A 21,008-nucleotide genomic window follows, 5' to 3' on the forward strand; every position below is an offset into this window, starting at 1 on the left:
GCCACCGAACCACGCTGTTGTGCTATTCGCCGCGTTTAGAGAGGTTTATCATTCGCATTTACCAGCTGAGGTGAGTTGGCCTTATGCGGCTGGATCAGCAGGCGAACCTGTTCCTGTGCCTCAGCCAACGCCGAAGCGACGATGGCGCCACAACCGATGCGTTCTCGGGCCTTGGCCAGGTCGGCTTGGGAGTGCCACAATCCTACGATGAGTTGCACCTTGGGAAATCGAGCCCGAAGACGCTTGCACAGGTGACGAGCGTGCATCACGGCAGCGGGAGGCGTGGCGGAAACACAGATTACATCTGGTTTGCGCTGATCGACATGGACGACCACCTCTTCAGCCAATGATGTTACCGACACGGAATCCACACGGCAGCCTGTTTTCTCCAGTACTTGTGTCAGCATAAGGGAGGTAACTTCATCGGCCTCATTGCGCGCGGGCAGGCAGAGGATGCTAAACTTTGATGGATCGCTGATTTGCTCTGCTGCAGGCAGTTGTAGCTGAACATCATCTCGGTCGTGGATCAGTTCCTGCAGACTCTGCAAAATGAACTTGTGCTTGCCCTCATTAAGTTCGCCGAGCTGCCAATCCGTTTCAGCCATCGCCAGTGCCGGTATGAGCACCGTGTCGTAGACTTGGGCAAGCGGTTGGTGCTCCAGATACGTCTCGAACAACTCGGCAGCCTCTTCCTGATCTCCCGCCAGCAGACGCTGATAGAAGTGCAGCTTCGGCTCAAAGACAGGCTCATTGCCGAGGAGAATATCCAGAAAGGCCAATTGAGGAACGTGCTTGCCGACAACCAACACGCAAACAGTCAGGGGAGTCGCCAAGAGTAATCCCACCGGTCCCCACAGCCACGTCCAAAAAAGCGCTGCCAACATGACCGCCACCGGCGACACGCCGGTATTCTTGCCATAGAGCCAGGGCTCCAGGAGGTTGTTGTTGAAGAGCTCAAGCAAGAGGAACAACAATACCGTCAAGATTGTGGCTACCCAGCCGGTCGAGATTGCCATCGACAGAGCAATCGGCATCACAGCCGCGATCCACGGACCGAGATAGGGAATGAACCGCAATAAGCCGGCCAAAATTCCCCACAGGACGGCGTTGGGTACACCGATGAAGTACAGTCCGACGCCGACACAAATGCCAAAAGTGACATTGAGAGAGAATAGAATGACGAGATAACGACTGACCCGAGTGCCGGCATCCTCCAGCATCTGCGTGGTCATGGTTACATGGCTCTTACCAGCCAAGTGGATGAATCGGTCGCGGAGGTCGTCGCGCCGGAGCAAGAAGAAGATCACGAACACGATGACGATTCCGGTCGTCCCTAACACTTCCAGCAGGGTGCCGAACATACCACCAAAGACCTGCCAGGGACTGGCTGGCGCGGAAAGAACCCGGACGGAGAAGGGTTGTTCATCCGTTCCTTGAGGTGGGCGGGCCGGGCCTGATGGCGAGAGATTTCGGCCCATTTGTTCGGCGGAACTTGTTACCTTGCTCAGCGCGGCGGCGGCAAATTCGTTCACCGAAGATAGTTTGGCCTCGATGTTTTCCCGGTACTCGGGAATTCTGGGGGCAAAATTGGCAATCTGAATGGCTGCCATCCAGGCGACGATTGCTAAGACGACAAAGCCCAAAGTGGTCGTCACCAAGACTGCCGGGATTCGACCTAGCTTTCGCCGCTCCAGCCAATCACACACCGGGCTCAACAAGAAACTGAACAGCACCGCGAGCGTAAAGGGAACAAGTATCCCTTTGGCCAAATACAGAGCCCCGATCACAACGGCGATCGAGGCGAACATCAAAATCGAAGATGCTTTGGGGATTCTGTTCCCGGCGTTCCATAGAAACATCCGATTTGCAGCGCAGTGCTAATCGCCCTCACCTATCGGCGAAGGTAAGTCACTAAGAAACCGATCGTCCAGATCTACTCGGTCACTTTTTTCACGGCGCTCTTGACCGTGTCGGCGACCTTCTGAACTGCCTGCTTGGTCTTTCCCACGGCCTGGTCGGTCTTGCCTTGCTGGCGCAGCTTCTCGTTGCCGGTCAGAACCCCGGCTGCTTCTTTGATTCGCCCTTTAATCACGTCTGTTTTACCGCTCATGGTAAATTCTCCATCACGTTAGGATTGTCTAGTAACCGCCAATTTAATTTCAACAGGCACTCGTGGTCGCCAGATTTCGCCACCACGAGCGCCACAATTTCAACCAAGCGCTCGCCGCCCTTGCAGCAGATTGACGACTAGCACCACCAGTGCAACGACGAGGAGGATGTGGATCAGGTTGCCGCCGACACCAACCCCAAGTCCCAAGGCCCACATCAACAACAGAATTAGCAAAAGTGTCCACAACATAAGGCACCTCAAAGATTAGAGAACAGAGCACTCAACTTCTGGACACAATTCGCGGGAGCCATCCACTCAACCAACCACACCGGGCTCGGTCTTGTCATCTGCTCACTTATAAGAATTGATATGCACCAATCGTGCCGAAGACAGTATTGGCAAAGAGTCGGGAATATCGCCGGTTTCAGACCCATCAACTGTCTCACATAGCGAGCGAATCCGCACAGTGAGCGGAATTGAACGGCAAGCGAGTGTGCGAATCGGGACTGCTAACGACGTCGCGTAATGCGACGATGCGTCAGCGATGGCTCATTCCAGATAACCAGTCCCGGATCTCCATGAATCTAGGAATGATCGGGAACGTTAGTTGCACTGCGCGATGCTACAAGGAAGGCTTTCACCCTCCAGGTTCCAATTCATTTTCCTCGGAGATCTGCCGTGAAGAAACTTGTGCACTTGTCGGTCGCCTGCATCGTGGGCGTTGCCACCATCGGTTGTGAGCCAAAGGCGACCACCGAAAAGAAAACTGAAACAACCGTCACAACCCCAGGCGGCGAAACGAAGACGACCGTTGAGCAAAAGGTCGAAACGACGCCTGACAGCGCAACCCGGACGACCACCGAAAAGGTTGAAACAACCGGAGACAATCCTCCTCCTGCGGCAAAACCGTAGTTGTCCAGTGAGTCAATTGCCACCTTCCTCAAAGGCCATCTCTGGTGGCCTTTGAAAATAGCGGCGTTGGAACAAAGCGAATTCGACGGGCCACGTGTGTGCTACTGTATTTACCCGCGGTCACTCGCTGAGGTGAAATAGTTGCTTGGAAATCTGTAGGGTGCGGTTTTCTGCTCGCCAAAATCGCAGATTGGTGATACACGCAACAGGGGAACGGTGATGACCTTCCAAGTATTCGATAAGCCAATGTGTTGTTCGACGGGTGTTTGCGGGACGCAAGTCGATCAGACGCTAGTGCGCTTTGCAGCCGACCTCGATTGGCTACGCCGTAACGGGGTGCAGGTAGAGCGTTATAGCCTCTCTCAGCAACCGAGCGAATTTGCCCAGAAAGCCGACGTGCGCACCGCGCTGCAAACCAAAGGTACGAACGCTTTGCCCATTATTCGAGTCGACGGGAAGATCGTCTGCCAAGGGATGTATCCGAGTCGCAATTTGCTCGCGTCCTGGGGGCATGTGGCTCTTCAAGACGAGGCTCCGGCTTCCACGGTCTAAGTTCGCAACTTGGACGCGATAGCTGATTAGCGAGTCACTCTTTGTCGTGCCAAAGGATGGTGTTTCGTGGAAGTCCTGAAAAATCCGACCCGGAATTTGTTTTTCACGGGCAAAGGGGGCGTGGGCAAGACTTCCTTGGCGTGCGCCGTAGCCATTTCACTCGCAGACTCCGGCAAGCGAGTCTTACTCGTGAGCACGGACCCTGCGTCAAACCTGGACGAAGTGCTGGGAGTGCAGCTGAACCAGAAGCCGACCGAAATCCCTAGCGTGCCGCGACTGCTGGCGATGAATATTGATCCCGAAGCGGCGGCGCGCGATTATCGCGAAAAAATGGTCGGCCCCTATCGCGGGATTCTGCCTGACGCCGCGCTCCAGAGCATGGAAGAACAACTCTCGGGCTCCTGCACGGTTGAGATTGCTGCGTTTGATGAGTTCGCCAAATTGCTCGGTGATCGGCAGGCTACCGCAGAGTTTGATCACGTCATCTTCGATACCGCGCCGACGGGACATACTTTGCGGCTCCTGACTTTGCCTTCGGCGTGGAGCGGTTTTCTTGCGGATAATACGACGGGCACTTCCTGCCTGGGTCCGCTCGCCGGTTTACATGCCCAGCAGCAACTCTATCAGCAAACGGTGCGGTCGCTGAGCAACCCTGCTCTGACCACGCTGGTCCTTGTCGCGCGGGCGGACATCGCGGCCTTCGCAGAAGCCGCACGCACCAGCGGTGAGCTATCTGCCTTAGGTGTGAACAACCAGCATCTAATTATCAACGGCGTCTTTCGCGCAGCGGATCTCCACGATCCCGTGGCGCAATCCATGCAACGGCGAGCCGATCAGGCACTGGCGAAATTCCCCGCGTCGCTGGCATCGTTACCGCGCACAACCGTGCCATTGGCTCCCTTCGGTTTACTGGGCGCTGATGCCCTGCGGGCGATTGCAGCAGGCCGAATGGAGGAATCGGCCTGGTCGGAAAATTCGGTTCATGCCGCGGACGAATTGCATTTGGGTACCCTGCCTGTTCTGATCGAGGAACTCGCCAGCGCCGGACGAGGCGTCGTAATGACGATGGGAAAGGGTGGCGTTGGAAAGACGACTGTGGCCGCAGCCGTCGCCGTGGCGTTAGCGGATCGGGGCTTTCCCGTACATCTTTCCACCACCGATCCCGCCGCCCATCTGGCAGCGGCCGTGCATGGAACCTTGGCTAATCTCCAAGTCAGCAAGATTGATCCGCGGGCAGAAATTGCCGCCTATTCGGCCGAGGTGATGGCGACGGCCGGCGGCAATCTCGACGAGCATGGCCGAGCACTATTGGCAGAAGACCTCCGCTCCCCTTGTACGGAAGAGATCGCCGTCTTTCGCGCGTTTGCAGCCGCTGTGGATCGTGGGCGAGATGGTTTCGTAGTTCTGGACACCGCCCCGACCGGTCACACGATATTGCTATTGGATGCTGCCTTGGCTTATCACCGCGAAATCAGCCGCCAGGCTAGCCAGCTACCCACGAGCGTCCAGGAACTGTTGCCCCGCTTACGCGACCCCAACTATACGCGAGTTTTAATCGTTACGTTGCCGGAGGCAACGCCCGTACATGAGGCGGCGCAGCTGCAGCGCGACCTGCGACGAGCTGGTATTGAGCCTTTCGGCTGGGTGATCAATCAAAGCCTTTCGACGCTCGATGTTCACGATCCGGTGCTAGTGTCCCGTAAACAGCACGAGGCAATATTTCTGTCCGAAGTTACCACCCTGCATGCGTCGCGCGTTGCGCTTATTCCCTGGCAGGTCGAGCCACCGGTGGGCATTGACGCATTGCGCCGCATGGGAACTCTTCGTGCCGAGGAACTTGCCTTGCAGCAGTGAAATCATGGCCAATACGGAAATAATAGGTCTGGGTTACCGGAGTTGCGGCTGGCTTCTAAAGATCGTCGACCAGGCAATGAACATCATTCACACCCCCAGCACTTTCCGCAATTCTGTTTGGGATTCGGCTTGTACATGACGCTACAAACTCCCAACAGCAATGCTCAAACTGGCCTCTCGGAGGATCAAGCTAAACAACGAATAAAGCAGCACGGCTACAACGAGCTTCCCTCTTCCAAAAGTCGCAGTTTTCTGGCGACTGCCTGGGATGTGGTCCGAGAGCCGATGTTTTTGCTGCTCCTCGCTTGCGGAACGATTTACTTGGTACTGGGGGACGTGCAGGAAGCCTTGATGCTCCTCGGGTTCGTCTTCGTGGTCTTGGGAATCACGCTCTACCAAGAGCAAAAGACGGAGCGGGCGCTAGAAGCGCTGCGTGACCTTTCTAGTCCTCGCGCGTTGGTCATACGAGATGGCGAACGTAAACGGATTGCAGGTCGAGAGGTCGTTCCCGACGATCTCGTTGTATTGGCCGAGGGGGACCGAGTTCCGGCAGATGCCGTGGTCGTTGCTTGCGATAGTTTATCCACCGATGAGTCACTGTTGACCGGCGAATCGGTGCCAGTCAGGAAGGTCGCCTGGGACGGTGTGCGAGAAATGAATCGCCCCGGTGGCGAAGACTTGCCTTTCGTTTTCTCTGGCACGCTGGTCGTGCAAGGGCAAGGAATTGCCCAAGTTCGGGCCACTGGTGTCCAAACAGAAATGGGCAACATCGGCAAGGCCCTGCAAACAGTTCAGGTGGAGCAAACACGGCTTCAGCAAGAAGTCGGACTGCTCGTGCGGCGGGTGGCAATCCTGGGACTGACTTTGTGCGTCTTCGTCGTCGTGCTGTACGGAGTCACCCGTGGTAATTGGCTCCAAGGATTCCTGGCCGGGATCACCTTGGCAATGGCGATGTTGCCCGAAGAGTTCCCCGTTGTGCTAACTATCTTCCTCGCGTTGGGTGCCTGGCGATTGTCGAAGATGAACGTCCTGGCTCGCCGTGTGCCGGTCATCGAAACCCTCGGATCGGCTACCGTTCTTTGTGTGGACAAGACCGGCACGTTGACCGTCAATCGGATGTCGATTCGTAAACTGGCGGTGGACGGGATCGTTCACGACGTTGAACAACAAGCAGCCTTGCCATTGCCAGAAGAGTTCCACGAGATCGTGGAGTTTGGCATCTTGGCGAGCCAACGAGATCCCTTCGACCCAATGGAAAAGGCGTTCCATGAACTCGGCAATCGTCAACTCGCTCAAACCGAACATCTGCACGCCGACTGGAAGCTAGAGAAAGGCTACCCGTTGTCGCCCAGTTTGCTGGCGATGTCCCACGTCTGGAAATCGCCCACCGGCACAGAGTTTGTTCTTGCCACCAAGGGTGCGCCGGAGGCGATTGCCGACCTGTGTCACCTGAGCGTTGAACGAACGAAGGTCATTTTAGAGCAAGTTGCGGCAATGGCCGAAGAGGGCCTCCGTGTGCTGGGGGTTGCCAAGGGTGTGTTCGGGCAATCGACGTTGCCCGGTGAGCAACACGACTTCACCTTCGAGTTTCTGGGACTCGTAGGTTTGGCTGATCCCGTTCGCTCGACAGTCCCCGCCGCCGTTGCAGAGTGTTACACGGCGGGTATTCGTGTCGTGATGATTACCGGCGATCATCCGACTACGGCCAAGAGCATTGCTCGCCAGGCGGGACTCAAGCTCGTGGAAGAGATCATCACTGGCCCTGAACTAGAAATGTTGAATGAAGCAGAACTACAACTGCGAGTGAGGACTATCAACGTCTTTGCCCGCATGGTTCCCGAACAAAAGCTGCAGCTAGTCAATGCTCTCAAGGCCAATGGAGAGGTCGTCGCTATGACGGGCGACGGCGTAAATGACGCCCCGGCACTCAAGGCGGCACATATCGGCATTGCAATGGGAGGTCGTGGGACCGACGTGGCTCGTGAAGCCGCATCACTGGTTCTGCTGGACGACGACTTCGCATCCATCGTCCATTCGGTGCGCATGGGAAGACGTATTTACGACCACCTGCAAAAAGCGATGACCTACATCGTGGCGGTGCATGTGCCGATTGCTGGGATGTCGATTGTGCCAGTGTTGCTTGGCGGGCCGATTGCCCTCATGCCCGTGCATATACTGTTTCTCGAATTGGTGATCGACCCGGCCTGTTCCGTCGTGTTTGAAGCCGAACCGGAAGACGCCGATGTGATGAGCCGCCCACCACGAAACTCAGCCGAACTCCTGTTCGGCAGCCGTCTGCTTGGCCTGGGACTGCTGCAAGGTGCAAGCGCCTTGCTAATCGTTCTGGCGATCTACCTGTCTGCGTTGAGGGACTGGCTCAATGCCTCGGACGCCACCGCCTTGAGTTTCACCACGCTCGTTGTCGCCAACTTGGGCCTGATCTTTGCGAACCGCTCTTGGACCCGCACGATTTGGTCCACACTGAGGACCCCGAACGCTGCCCTCTGGTGGGTTATCGGCGGCACGACATTTTTCCTCGGCTTGGCGCTTTACGTTCCATTTCTGCGTGACTTGTTTCACTTCTCGCCCCTGCATCCTGACGATCTGGTGTTCTGCCTGGTAGCTGGCTCAGCCAGCATTCTTTGGTTTGAGTTCTTGAAGGTGCTCAGGCAAAAGTGGTGGGCTTAAGCCACTCGCACTTTTTCTAACGCGGTATTTCTCTAGAAAGTGAGAACAACGATGTGCTGGCTCGACTGGTACAACTCACTTGCCAAACCACGCTGCAATCCAGCCCCGGCGACCATTGGGCTGTTTAAAGATGCGCGGCCGAAATTTAATCGGCAATCACCGACTGGCACGTCCGACGCAAACTGCGCAATATCTGAACGCACTCAAATGAGATAATATCGCGGTTAGGACGTCACGACCGTCTAAACTCCTGCTAGAGCGAACGTGCGAATGCCTGATAATCCCCTGACCGCCCTGGTCGTCGTCGCTGAGGAAGCGAAGCGACTTGCCCTGCATCAACTGCTGACCAAAGCCGGATTCAAGATACGGTCCGCAAGTAACGGTGCAGATGCGATTCGCTTGGCGAAAGAAATCCCTGACATTATCATTCTTGACCTACATCTCCCCGATTTAAGTGGCTTCGAGGTCTGCACACAGATCAAAGCACAAGCCGCCACGGCCGTAATTCCCGTGCTTCACTTGTCGGATGGTCCGGTCGAGTGTGGTGACTTTGACCACCATCTGGAACGAGGGGTTGAGGCACACCTGATACATCCCGTAGAAGCTGGCGATTTTTTAGCGTCAGTTATGGCCTTGCTACGGGGCCGTCAGCTCAAAAGGCAGTTCAACGCTTTTTTGGAAGTGGCCCCAGATGCCGTGGTTATTGTGGACCACACCGGCAAAATGGTGCAAGTTAATGGACAAGCCGAAAAGACATTCCATTACGGTCGAGAGGAACTGATTGGACAGGATGTCGAATTACTAATGCCCGAACGCTTCCGAGAGCGTCACAAGGCACAGATTGCGGGTTTCGTCGCTCAGCCAATCACTCGACCCATGGGACCCGGATTGAAATTATGGGGCTTGCGCAAGGGCGGCAGCGAGTTCCCCGTGGAGATTAGCCTTAGTCCAATTCTCGACCAAGACAGTGTTCTCATCGCCAGCATCATCAGAGATGTGACGGAACGAAGTCGAACAGAAGCAGCTTTGCACATTTCAGAAATTCGCTATCGACGGCTGTTCGAGACGGCGAAAGACGGCATTCTGATCCTCGACACAGAAAGTGGGAAGATCACCGACGCCAATCCGTTTATGAGCGAGTTACTAGGGTACTCACACGAAAGCTTCTTGGGCAAGGAATTGTGGGAGATCGGACTTTTCAGCGACAAAGTCGCTAACGAAGCTGCAGTCCGCACACTTCAAGACCTGGGATACATTCGTTACGAACACTTGCCGCTGGAAACCAGCCGCGGGCAATTGGTGGAGGTCGAGGTAGTCGCCAACGCCTACCAGGAGGACGACCACAAGGTCATTCAGTGCAACATCCGTGACATCACTGAGCGTAGTCGCTTAGAAAAACAAATGCAGGAGCAGGCGGTTGCCTTGAAAGACCTGCATCGTCGCAAGGACGAGTTCCTTGCCATGTTGAGCCACGAACTGCGCAATCCGCTGGCCCCGATTACCAACGCTGTACGACTTCTCAGTTTCCAAAAGCACGAAGACGACCTTAAGCACCAAGCCCGCACTATTATTGAACGGCAGGTAGGGCAACTGACCCGACTCATTGACGATTTGCTGGAAGTCTCCCGAATCACAACCGGCCGAATCCATCTGCAAAAAGAGCGCATTGGACTGAATGGAATTGTGGAACGTGCCGTCGAGACAGCCCGACCACTGCTCGACCGACACAAACATGCACTCATCATTGCACTGTCGCCGCAACCAATTTGGCTCCAAGCCGACGCCGCCCGAATCGAACAAGTCGTCGTCAATCTGCTCACGAATGCCGCCAAATACACGACCGATGGGGGCCACATCACGATTGCTGTGAAACGGGAAGGAGATCAAGCTGTCCTGCGAGTGCGGGATACAGGCGTCGGCATCGCCCCGGAATTGCTCCCTCACATATTCGATCTCTTCACGCAGGCCGAACGATCACTGGACCGTTCCCAGGGCGGCTTGGGCATCGGCCTGTCTTTGGTTCAAAGACTGGTGGAAATGCACGACGGCAAAGTCGAGGTTGAAAGCGAAGTGGGGAAAGGAAGTGATTTTGTAGTGCGTTTGCCTGTGATGGCGACGCCGACAACGCAATCTGCATCACCCCAGCCCAGAGCACTGAGCCGGACTGGACCATCCTTGCGAGTGCTTGTCGTAGATGACAACGTGGATACAGCTCAGACACTAAGGATGCTTTTGAAAACGACCGGCCATGATGTGTTTACTGCGTACGATGGACCAACCGCGCTGAAGGCAGTTCTCGATTTCCGACCGAACGTCGTGTTACTGGACATTGGCTTGCCGGGCCTTGACGGTTTTGAAGTAGCGAAGCGGTTGCGAGAAGATCCATCGCTTAACGATGTTGTCCTGATCGCTATGACCGGCTACGGGCAGGCGGAAGACCTGCAGCGCTCAAAGGAAGCAGGATTCAATCACCACCTAGTGAAGCCCGCCGACTTTGAAAAGGTGTGCAAAATCCTGGCAACCGTCTCGAAGCAGGCAAACTGAGTAGCCACATTGAACAGCTTCTCAGATTCCGGATCATAGCAGTCGAACGTCGCGCGATGCTTCTGAAGGTTCGCGGTCGATGTTCTTGGAACGCAACAGCAAATTTGCGCAGAACAATCTGTACGGTAGGGAAGCGTCACCACTCGCATCGAAGTTCGACTCGGACAAGTTGTCATCGCACCATTCCCAAAGTTCCATTAAACGGCCAGCGATTTCGCGCCGATCTCGTTTCAGCAATGAGGCCATTACTATGACCTCCGGCTTCTTCGTGAGACCCTTGCACCACTTGATCCAATCGCCAGCCATGTCGGTACTTCCCAGCGTTCCCGCTCCAGCTCCGGCATCGTTCAAAGCGACAATGACTTACGCTGACACCGAACACAAGAGCCTGTCGATCAAAATCCTAGCCCCTGATCAAGGCCTGGGAATACGGACAAGATAAGTCATCTGCGCAGACATGCGCGCATGTGCGCGCAACCTGCGCCGGTTGATTATGGACATGCGCGCATATGTGTTTGCGCTGCGCAGGTATGTGTCCGCAGACGTGTCCCTAATCGGCGCAGACAATTGCCCTCGAGAGTGCTGCAAAGGAGGTTAGCTCTTGCGGCTCTCAAGGAGCAATCGTTCCGTGACATCTTCGAGTTATCTAGCTGGACTTCCGGTAGCAACCCGGCATCATGGACACGAGCCCGGTCCGGATGCCGCACGGCCGCTGTCAACTCAGTGGCTGTCGGACGAACGCATCAGCGAAGCTCGTCGAGTGTGGTCCAAGGCTTATGGCCGAGAGATCAGTGAAGACGAGGCGATCGAAATACTCATGAACGTCCGCCGGCTCGCTGAAATCCTATTGCATGCCGAAGAGGAGAAGCGAAGAACATGAACGTTGTTGTCTGGGCAAGGGTATCTTCACGGAAGCAAAAGGAAGGGTATTCGCTGGACGCTCAACTACGAGTGAATCGCGAACGGGCGAGGGCCAATGGCTGGCACGTCGCCCGCGAGTTCGTAGTGGCCGAATCTGCCAAGCGAGGTGCCGAACGCCTCGCTTTCAACCAGATGTTCGCCTGGGTGAAGGCAAATGCCAAACGCGAGAAAATCAAGGCGATCCTTAGCCACAAGCTGGACCGCGTTTGCCGCAACATGAGAGATGCCGTTCGGTTGCAGGAACTGGAGGACGCCTGCGGTGTTCAACTGGCCTTCGTCGACAACCAGTTTGGTCCTGGAGCTGCGGGGGCGTTGTCGTTCAACGTGATGGCCGCGGTTGCCCAGTATTACAGCGACAACCTGAGGTCAGAGGTTCTGAAGGGCCTCGACGAAAAAGTGAAGCAGGGTTGGCCCACGGGGCTCGCTCCCTACGGTTACATCAATACAGATGATCGGGAGGCACCAGTCCAACCGCATCCGGAGAGAGCACTCACTTTAGTCCGGATGTTCACTCTTTACGCCACTGGCGGTTACACCTTTCAGTCGCTCGCTGACTTACTCGAGCGCGAAGGTCACGTATTCCGCGCCAGTCAGCACCGATTCAACCGAACGGCGCTGTCGTACATTCTCACGAATCGCTTTTACATCGGTGAACTGCATCGCAACTCGCAGGTCTTCGAAGGGCGTTACCAGCGACTTATTGATCGACCGACGTTTGACGCCTGCCAAGACATCATGGCTGGAAGGAATCGGCGCACCAGTACGCCCGATCACCCGTTGGCCGGTGGCCTAATCCGCTGCGAGTATTGCGGCCAATCGATCACAGGAGAACGTATCCGTCGCCAACTCAAGGGTGGTGGCATCCGCGAACACATTTATTATCGGTGTGCGAACAACCATCCCGGCCCAGACCATCCCACGGTTCGCTGGCGATCCGAAGATCTCGAGCAGGCCATCCTCGATGATTTGGCGGCTTTACGATTCGAACCTGATCTGGCTGCTTGGTTCCGGAGCCACCTTAGCGACGCGATTACCGACCTTACCTCTCATCGTCGCCGCCAAGCCACGTCTCTCATCAAGCGTAAATCAGAACTCGCGACGATGCAGGACCGGCTGTTGAACGCGTACCTCGCAGGCACGATCGAAGAAGATACCTACAAAGCTAAGTCGAACGAGCTCAAGTCAGAGGCCGCTAAAACAGAAGAGTTACGGTGCGCCCTTGGAGATGTCGACCCATCCCGCGGTGAGATCGCACTTTCGATTTTCGACTTTACGCAAAAGGCAGCCGATCGGTGGCAGCGTTCAAACAACGCGGTCCGGCGCGAGATCTTGGATTTGGTTTGTTTGAACCGTAGTTTGAACGACGTAAACCTAGTCACCACAAAGAGAAAGCCCTTCGACGTTTTCGTCGAAGGGCTTCAATTGGAGAATAGTCGGGGTGACAGGATTTGAACCTGCAACCTTCTGCACCCCATGCAGACGCGCTAGCCAGGTTACGCTACACCCCGGTGTTGGTTAACGAAAACGAAATTGACTTCAGATCCGTTAACCAAACCGTTAACATCCCATATTGGGCTGAATGATGCAATCGGGGATTTCGAATGTCCAAGGGGGCCCAAGGTAACCTAGGTAATCATCGGATGTACGAATTGGCCGAGGCCCTCACGCTGACAGACGTTTGGTCCGTCTGCTTGCGGCTCGCCAAAGCCGCGTGAGCGAGGTGCTTACCGCGCTGCGTTAGTAGCGAGCGGACCATCCACGGCTGAAGATGAACAACTCACATCGCACGATTCCGGCGCCGTCGTCTGCCGCAACATCACGTAGCTGGCGAAAACGAGTCGCGGTTGAAATATCCCGAGTATCCCCTGGCAGCTCTGCGCGCCTCGACTGCGATGAATAAATCGCTCGTCGAAGAAATAAACTACCGCGAAATTGACTATGTTTCCCTAACGGAGCGGTGGGGGCTCCATTTTGGCAGGCACTCGTGGCATCGATAAACAGGCCAGTACAGATTCACTTTGGAGCTGCGACGTTTTCAACACTAGAACATGCGCAACCGGCAAAGGTGTTAAATTGGGATGAACTTTCGGGTGATTCCGGGGCACACACCTGCGGAGGAATCGAATCCTATGCTCCCAGCAACCGGCAAAAAAGGGGAATTCGTCCCCATTACTTAACACAACACTTTCTGGGAATTAGGCTTAGTTCATGAGAGCGGCGGGATTCTCTCCTCTCCACCCGCCAGCAATCCAAACTGCCCGGCCACTAGTTTCCTCGGCCTAAGTATGTCCTCCTGAACCTCCGCCCACCAAGGACTGCCCATTCAATGAGCGAAGAACAGACCCCTGCCGGCGCAGACGCGTCGGCAATCCGACGCTTAAGCGAAGCCCGGGAAAAGATCGTCGCCCAGTTGTCGCAAGTGATTGTCGGGCAGACGGAAGTTATTGAAGAGTTGTTGATTTGCATGTTCGCCCGGGGTCACTGCCTGCTCGAAGGTGTGCCAGGGTTAGCTAAGACCCTGCTCATTAGCACGCTCGCCCGCTCGCTGAACCTGTCGTTCCAGCGGATTCAGTTCACGCCCGACTTGATGCCGGCGGACATCACCGGCACCGACATCATCGAAGAGAACCGCAGCACCGGTGCTCGCGAACGCCGCTTCCTCGAAGGACCGCTCTTCTCCAATATGATTCTGGCGGACGAAATCAACCGTACGCCTCCCAAGACACAGGCAGCTCTCCTCGAAGCGATGCAGGAGCGAACGGTCACAGTCGGCCGGACTCGGCATCAGCTGAGCGATCCGTTCTTTGTGCTCGCCACACAAAACCCGATTGAACAAGAGGGGACTTATCCACTGCCGGAAGCGCAGCAGGACCGCTTCATGTTCAAGGTCTTTGTGAACTACCCCAGCTTTTTGGAAGAGTTCGAAGTGGCCCGCCGCACGACGGCCGTCCAAGTCGACCGCATCCAGCCCGCGCTCAGTGGGCAGGAAATCATCGAACTCCAGCGGACCGTCCGCGAAGTCCCGGTCAGTGACCACATCATTCGCTATGCCCTGTCGATCGTTCGTCAGACCCGCATCGGCACGCCCGGCGTTCCGGACTTTGTGTCGGACCAAGTGGGCTGGGGCGCAGGTCCCCGCGCCGTGCAGTTTTTGATTCTCGGTGGTAAAGCTCGTGCCCTGCTGCACGGCCGCACGCATGTGACTACCGAAGATATCGCCGCCTTGGCCAAGCCCGTGTTGCGGCATCGCATCGTGGTGAACTTCGCGGCTCAAAGCGATGGAATCACGGCCGACAAGATTATCGACCAACTCGTTTCGGTTACCCCCAGCAAAGAAGACGCGTTGACCAACGATGCCCGATTCAAAAAGATTTTTGCATCCTGAGGCGATCAAGCGAATCTCCCGGCTGGAAGTTCGGGCGCGGCACATCGTCGAAGGGTTTCTTTCGGGTATGCATCGCAGTCCCTACTTCGGGCAATCGGTCGAGTTTCTGCAACATCGCGAATATGTGATCGGCGACGACCTGCGGCACGTCGACTGGAAAGTCTGGGCGCGCCAAGACCGTCTCTACATCAAACAGTTCGAAGAAGAAACCAATCTTCGCTGCCATCTGCTCGTCGACGTGTCGAAGAGCATGCAGTACGGCAACGGTCATCTCAATAAGTTCGAATACGCCAGTACACTCGCCGCCACGTTGGGGTACCTCGTTCTCCGCCAGCAAGATTCGGTAGGTTGCGTCACGTTCGATGATCGGTTGCGAACACAGGTTCCCGGACGTTCGCAGCACAATCATATTCTGGCGATCACCGCTGCCCTTTCCGCGCAATCGCACACCGACAAAACGGACATGTATGCCGTCCTGCGTAACGCAGCGGAAGGGCTGCCGCGTCGCGGTCTGGTCGTGTTGGTTTCCGATCTGCTGGCCGATCGTCCTGGGCTGATCAAAGGCCTGCGCATGCTTCGCCAACGGGGTCATGATGTGCTGGTCTTCCATGTGATGGATGACGACGAACTCGATTTTCCGTTCAACGGCCCGATGCGGTTCGACGGGATGGAAACCGACGACTTTTTGAACTGCAATCCGCGTGCGCTGCGTGAAGGTTACCTTGCCGCGCTTCAAGCGTTCCTCGACGAAGTTCGTCGCGAATGTGCAAAAGCAGCTTGCGACTACGCGCTCGTGCGGACCAGCGACCCGCTCGATGCCGTGCTTGCTACCTTCCTGAGTAAGCGTTTAGCGGTGATGAATAGATACTAGTTTTTCCCTGTCCCAGAACTCGGAACCCAGAACTCCTAACTTTCGCGATGCAATTCGTCCACACAGCTCTGATTGGCGGTTTTTTGCTGGCGATTCTGCCGCTGTTGATCCATTTGATCAACATGATGCGGCACAAGCGCGTCCAATGGGCCGCCATGGAGTTTTTGCTGCAGAGCTACAAGAAGCACCGCACCTGGGTGTGGCTGAAGCAACTGCTGTTGCTCCTATCGCGGATGACGATCATTGCCCTGATTGTGGCGATGCTGGCTCAGTTGAAGACGCAGGATCAATGGCTGGCAATTTTTGGTGGCAAGGTGACTCACCACTACATCGTGGTTGATGACAGTTACTCGATGTCGGACCGCGTAGCCGGTGCCAGCGCGCTCGATCTGGCTCGCCAGGTAACTCGGTCGATCGTCACTCGCGCGGGGCAGCAAGATGGCCAGCAGAAATTAACTCTCATTCGCTTTTCGCAAGTGAAATCGGCGAATGAGGCCGACGCCGAAGCTGAGACAAAAACAAGCGCCACGAGCCAGGCCGATCTCAATGCCGAAGTGCTGAATGCGGCCTTCGACGAAACCCTGGAACAAAAGCAGCGGCTCTTCGAGCCCACAGCGCTTTCTTTGTCACCCCTCGAATCGCTGCAGGCTATCAAACAATTGATGGGACAAGGGCGCGACGAGACCAGCATCGTCTATCTGCTTTCCGACTTCCGCGAGAAGGACTGGGAAAGCCCGAAAGATTTGCGTCAAGCGTTCCTCGATATTCAACAGTTGGGCGGTGAGATTCACCTCGTCGATTGTGCCCGCAGTTCCACGGCCAATTTAGGCATCGTCGATATTTCCCCCGCTGACGAAACCCGCGCAGCCGGCGTTCCGCTGTTCGTGTTCATCAGCGTGCGGAATCACGGCACTAAGCCTGCGAGCAAAGTGCAAGTGAAAGTCCGCTCGACCACCTACGAAGAGGCCTCGGCCAGCGGCCCGAGTCCCGAACAACTAGGCAGTACGACTGAGGAAATCGCGACCCTGCTCATCGACGACATTGGCCCCGGCGAGACGATCACCCGCCGCGTGCAAGTTTTTTACGAGAAGCCGGGCAAGCATGTCGTCGAAGCTATCTTACCTGAGGATCCGATCGAGGCCGATAATCGCTGCTGGTGTGTTGTCAATTTTCCGGACGGCGAGAAGACTTTGATTGTCGATGGTACGACCGAGCAACTAAATGCGTATTACCTAGAAGTTGGCTTTCGTCCGCTGCAAAAGTCCAACACAGGCATTCGTCCCGATATTCAGCCGGTGTCGTTCCTGCGTGATGCGACGCCCCAAACTCTGAATGCCTATTCGACCATCTATCTGCTCGATGTGCCGCGCCTCGATGGCCGCGCGGTGGAATCGCTGGAGGCGTATGTACGTGGCGGCGGCGGCGTGGCAATTTTTGCCGGCCCCGATGTCCTTACCGACTTTTACAACCGCAGCCTGTATCGAGATGGCCAGGGGATGCTCCCCGCACCACTCGGAGACGAAGCTGTCTTGGGCGAAGACATCGATGGTCAAACACCGGACCTCGATTTGGAAAAGCATCCGATCTTCAACTTCTTCCTCGATGAAGCGAATCCGCTGATTCGAGGCGTGACCGTTTATCGCTTTCGCCGCTTGCTCGCGAGTTGGAAACCTTCGCCCCAAAGTGGCACCGAAGTCATTGCTCGCCTTCGCGATCGGAGCCCGCTCTTTGTCGAGAAGCAGTTCGGCGAAGGGAAAGTAGTGCTCGCCCTGACGACGGCTGCTCCTAAGTGGAACGACTGGGCGAAGAACCCCAGCTTTGTGGTTCTCGCGCTCAAGTTGCAATCACACCTGGCGAATCCCAGACGGCTCGATGATCCGCGCCTGGTCGGCACGCCACTCGATTTGCAACTTCCTGCCAGTCAATATCGGACTGATCTCAGTTTCGTACTGCCTGGCAAGAAAGAAGATACTCGCTTCAAGGTGGCTCAGATTGCGCAGAAGGATGGCGATCAACTCGATTCCGGAATTGGTGGCGGAGTGCTCGACGGCCGCCGCAATACCCAAACCGATCTCGCTGGTGTTTATGAAGCCTGGCCCATTTCGCTCAAGGGAGATGTCGACCTGCGGCGCTGGGCGCTGAACGTCGAGCCCGAAGAAGGGAATCTGGCGCGATTGAGTGGAGATGCCTTGCTTAAGACGATTGAACCCGTGCGCGCCTCGCATCACATTGCGGAACAATATCAACAGGGCGAGGCAGTGGCCTCCGGCTACAACTTAAGTCTGTTCGTCATGGGGTTGCTGGTCAGCTTGCTGATTGGTGAACAGGCCTTGGCTTATTCGACGAGTTTTCACCCCTTCCAACGAATCGCCGGAGCAAGCCGCTTATGATTGCTCCCGCGCTTCTCGCTGCCGACGCCAACAGCGGGGTGTATTACCAACTGGCAAGACTGCAGTCACTCTCGGAGTGGTGGCAATGGCTGCTGCTGATCGGGGTGATCGCGGCCATCGTCAGTTACGTCGTCTGGATGTATCGCAAGGATAGCGTCGAATTAACGACCGCTCTGGCCATTCTGCTCGGCGGACTGCGACTGTTCGCGCTGCTCGGCATTCTGCTGTTCTTCTTTCAACTTGAGAAGCGGACACAAAAGACGATCGTCAAGAACTCGCGGGCACTGCTGCTGGTCGATACCAGCCAGAGCATGGGACTGCGCGATGCCGATTCCACGTCCGTTCCGGCGATGCCGAGCAGGCTGGAACAAGTCGTGCTCGAATTGAAGAGCGGGCAACTCTTGCCCGAGTTGCGCAAGCAGCACGATGTGGTCGTCTATCGCTTCGACGCTGCGGAATCGCCCGTAGAAGTTGCCTCTCTACCGAAACTCCCCAGCGAACAGGCCGGTGCTGAAAATCAAACGCCGCAGCAGGAGTTACTCGCGTCGTTAGCCGGCGCACGCAAACTGGCGCTGATTGCTGCCGGGATTCTAGCTGTCGCGGTTCTCGCCGGCGTGATTTATCTCATCTGGGGCCGCGCTACTACTGCTCAATCTCTCGCCCAACGCAAAGCGGGCGCGGAACAAAATGCCTATTCGCTGCTGGTGAGCGTCGTCTGCCTGATCATCGCCGCCGTGGTGTTCGGCACCGCGAACTTGCTGCATCCCGATATCAGCATCGGTGCGATTCTCGGCCTCAGCGAGCCCAAGGTCAGCTCGCCCACACAAGGAACTGAGAAGCAGGCTGAGTTGCCCCCCATCGATTGGGCCAATCAGTTGCTTCCTCGCGGCGTTGAAACGCGCCTGGGTGACAATCTGAAGGCGCTGGTCGACAAAGAACGGGGCGGCCCCATTGCTGCGATTGTGGTCTTCTCCGATGGCGGTCAAAATGCGGGACTCGATGTCTCGGTAGCTTCCACTGTCGCGGCCGATTCACTCATCAGCGTGCATGGCATCGGGCTCGGTTCCGATAAACGCCCAGCGAACATCCGCGTCGTCGACTTGGAAGCACCAGAAAAGGTCTTTCCCGGCGATAAGTTCACCATTAGCGGTTACGTGCAGGGTGTCGGGCTGAACCAAACGGCGCTGACGGCGGAACTCGTCTCGACCGATGTCGAAGGCAAGGGTGAGCAGGTCGAAGACCAGCAAACCATCGATATTGGGAAGGCGGGCCAGATCATCCCGGTCAAATTCGAACTGAAGCCCGAGGAAGAAGGGGTTCGTCTCTTTAAGTTGCGTGTTGCACCGCAAACGGGTGAAATCGAAAAGCGGGATAATGAGAAAACCGCCAAGGTGGAGATTGTCGACCGCAAGACAAAGGTTTTGCTGATTGCTGGCGGTCCAACGCGCGACTTTATCTTTCTTCGAAATCAATTGTTTCGCGATAAAGAGTCGACGGTCCACGTACTACTGCAATCAGCTCGTCCCGGCATCTCACAGGATGCGCACGAGATTCTGACTTCGTTCCCGACCGATCCGGACGAACTGTTCGAGTACGATGCGATCGTCGCCTTCGATCCCGATTGGGAAGCCTTCGACGACAAGCAGGTGCAATTGCTAGAAGATTTCGTGGCGGAAAAAGGTGGCGGTTTGATTGTGGTCGCTGGGCCGGTCTTCACGCCTCAATGGTCCAGCCGACGACGGGGCGATCCGCGGATCGACACGATCAAGAACCTCTATCCCATCTCCTTCTATTTCCAGGGCTCAGCCACCCTCAGCTTGGGACGTTTCGGTTCCGATAAGGCCTGGCCGCTTAATTTCTCTCGCGAGGGTGAAGAAGCGGAGTTCCTCTGGATCGACGAAACAGCGGAAGCCAACAAGCGAGCCTGGGATGATTTCGCCGGTGTATACGGCTACTACGCCATCAAAGATCCCAAGCCCGGTGCCCGGGTTTATGCCCGCTTCAGCGATCCAGACACGGCCCTCGATAACGAATTGCCCGTGTACTTTGCTGGCCATTTCTACGGCTCGGGACGAGTCTTCTTCATGGCCAGCGGCGAGTTGTGGCGCGTGCGGGCCGAAAACGACGTCTACTTTGAAACGTTCTACACGCGGCTCCTCCGCTGGGTTTCGGAAGGTCGCCGCCTGCGTGACTCCAGCCGAGGCGTGTTGCTGACGGACAAAGACCGCGCGCTGCTGGGCGACCCGATTGCCATCCGCGCGGTGTTGCAAGATGCCCAGTTCAAACCGCTGCAGGCTGAGCAAGTCGCTGCGACCATCATTCAGCCCGACAGCACTCGCATTCCGATCACGTTGCGCAAGACGAAGGACGCGGATCGCCAAGGAACCTTCACCGAGCAATTCATCGCCCTGCAAGAAGGAGATTATCAAATCCAGCTTCAGCATCCGGCTGCCGCCGATTCTCTCCTGGTGCGTGACGTGCGCGTTCGTATGCCTGCCCTCGAAACCGAAAAGCCGGAGCGGAATGACAAAGTGCTGCGCGAAATGACCGACCGCACGGGCGGGCAGTATTTCGTCGGCCTCGATGCTGCTCTGCAAAGCAAGTCCGCAGGAACGAAGTCGCTGGTGGAGCTGATTAAGCCGCAAGATCAACGAAATGTACTGCCAGGGACTCCTGACCGAACTTTCGATCGCGTTCTTATGACCTGGCTCATGGGCCTGATTTGTGGCGCGCTCTGCCTCGAATGGCTCTTCCGCCGTTTGAGCAAACTGGCTTAAAAAA

The 21,008-nt window shown here is 56.2% G+C and carries 13 protein-coding genes and 1 tRNA gene; 10 read left to right on the forward strand and 4 right to left on the reverse strand.

Annotation, left to right across the window (positions count from 1 at the left end; translation table 11 throughout):
* Window positions 1-35: 35 nt before the first annotated feature.
* The 3 genes from ETAA8_RS15145 to ETAA8_RS15155 all read right to left on the reverse strand — a co-directional run bounded on the left by ETAA8_RS15145 (window position 36) and on the right by ETAA8_RS15155 (window position 2,359).
* Window positions 36-1,808 carry an AI-2E family transporter gene (locus tag ETAA8_RS15145; RefSeq protein ID WP_202921853.1) on the reverse strand — a complete coding sequence of 591 codons (1,773 nt, stop codon included), beginning with the start codon at window positions 1,806-1,808 and terminating at the stop codon, window positions 36-38.
* Between the two features lie 125 nt (window positions 1,809-1,933).
* Window positions 1,934-2,110 carry a CsbD family protein gene (locus ETAA8_RS15150; RefSeq protein WP_145089727.1) on the reverse strand — a complete coding sequence of 59 codons (177 nt, stop codon included), beginning with the start codon at window positions 2,108-2,110 and terminating at the stop codon, window positions 1,934-1,936.
* A gap of 99 nt (window positions 2,111-2,209) precedes the next feature.
* Window positions 2,210-2,359: a lmo0937 family membrane protein gene (locus tag ETAA8_RS15155; protein ID WP_145089729.1), complete on the reverse strand. Its 150-nt coding sequence runs from the start codon at window positions 2,357-2,359 to the stop codon at window positions 2,210-2,212.
* Between the two features lie 429 nt (window positions 2,360-2,788).
* On the opposite strand from ETAA8_RS15155, the gene ETAA8_RS15160 reads away from it, so the two are divergent.
* The 6 genes from ETAA8_RS15160 to ETAA8_RS15185 all read left to right on the forward strand — a co-directional run bounded on the left by ETAA8_RS15160 (window position 2,789) and on the right by ETAA8_RS15185 (window position 13,033).
* A complete protein-coding gene (locus ETAA8_RS15160; RefSeq protein ID WP_145089732.1) occupies window positions 2,789-3,022 on the forward strand; it encodes a hypothetical protein in 234 nt (77 codons plus the stop codon).
* A 219-nt stretch (window positions 3,023-3,241) separates the two neighbouring features.
* Window positions 3,242-3,574, forward strand: coding sequence for an arsenite efflux transporter metallochaperone ArsD (gene arsD / locus ETAA8_RS15165; RefSeq protein ID WP_238397774.1), 333 nt, complete (start codon window positions 3,242-3,244; stop codon window positions 3,572-3,574).
* Window positions 3,575-3,640: 66 nt separating this feature from the next.
* Entirely contained in the window at window positions 3,641-5,428 is a 1,788-nt protein-coding gene (gene arsA, locus ETAA8_RS15170; protein WP_145089738.1) for an arsenical pump-driving ATPase, read from the forward strand.
* Between the two features lie 135 nt (window positions 5,429-5,563).
* On the forward strand, window positions 5,564-8,116 hold the full coding sequence (locus ETAA8_RS15175) for a cation-translocating P-type ATPase (RefSeq protein WP_145089740.1): 2,553 nt from the start codon (window positions 5,564-5,566) through the stop codon (window positions 8,114-8,116).
* 270 nt (window positions 8,117-8,386) lie between these two features.
* Window positions 8,387-10,660 (forward strand): hybrid sensor histidine kinase/response regulator, encoded by a 2,274-nt coding sequence (locus ETAA8_RS15180; protein ID WP_145089743.1) that lies wholly within the window; start codon window positions 8,387-8,389, stop codon window positions 10,658-10,660.
* Window positions 10,661-11,536: 876 nt separating this feature from the next.
* Complete coding sequence (locus tag ETAA8_RS15185) at window positions 11,537-13,033, forward strand: recombinase family protein (protein ID WP_145089746.1); 1,497 nt, start codon at window positions 11,537-11,539, stop codon at window positions 13,031-13,033.
* On the opposite strand, the gene ETAA8_RS15190 is transcribed toward ETAA8_RS15185, so the two are convergent.
* Window positions 13,015-13,089 (reverse strand) — tRNA-Pro (locus tag ETAA8_RS15190). The two genes, ETAA8_RS15185 and ETAA8_RS15190, sit on opposite strands and share 19 nt — an antisense overlap.
* Window positions 13,090-13,907: 818 nt before the next feature.
* Between ETAA8_RS15190 and ETAA8_RS15195 the strand changes: the two genes are divergently transcribed.
* The 4 genes from ETAA8_RS15195 to ETAA8_RS15210 are packed head-to-tail and all read left to right on the forward strand — an operon-like array spanning window position 13,908 to window position 21,004.
* Entirely contained in the window at window positions 13,908-14,966 is a 1,059-nt protein-coding gene (locus ETAA8_RS15195) for an AAA family ATPase (RefSeq protein ID WP_145089749.1), read from the forward strand.
* Window positions 14,935-15,837, forward strand: a complete 903-nt coding sequence (locus ETAA8_RS15200; protein ID WP_145089752.1) for a DUF58 domain-containing protein — start codon at window positions 14,935-14,937, stop codon at window positions 15,835-15,837. Before ETAA8_RS15195 ends, ETAA8_RS15200 begins: the two co-directional genes overlap by 32 nt.
* Before the next feature lie 47 nt (window positions 15,838-15,884).
* Complete coding sequence (locus tag ETAA8_RS15205; protein ID WP_145089755.1) at window positions 15,885-18,227, forward strand: BatA domain-containing protein; 2,343 nt, start codon at window positions 15,885-15,887, stop codon at window positions 18,225-18,227.
* Window positions 18,224-21,004 carry a hypothetical protein gene (locus ETAA8_RS15210; protein ID WP_145089758.1) on the forward strand — a complete coding sequence of 927 codons (2,781 nt, stop codon included), beginning with the start codon at window positions 18,224-18,226 and terminating at the stop codon, window positions 21,002-21,004. Before ETAA8_RS15205 ends, ETAA8_RS15210 begins: the two co-directional genes overlap by 4 nt.
* Window positions 21,005-21,008 lie beyond the last annotated feature (4 nt).

The sequence above is a fragment of the Anatilimnocola aggregata genome (assembly GCF_007747655.1).
GTDB classification, from domain to species: Bacteria; Planctomycetota; Planctomycetia; order Pirellulales; family Pirellulaceae; genus Anatilimnocola; species Anatilimnocola aggregata.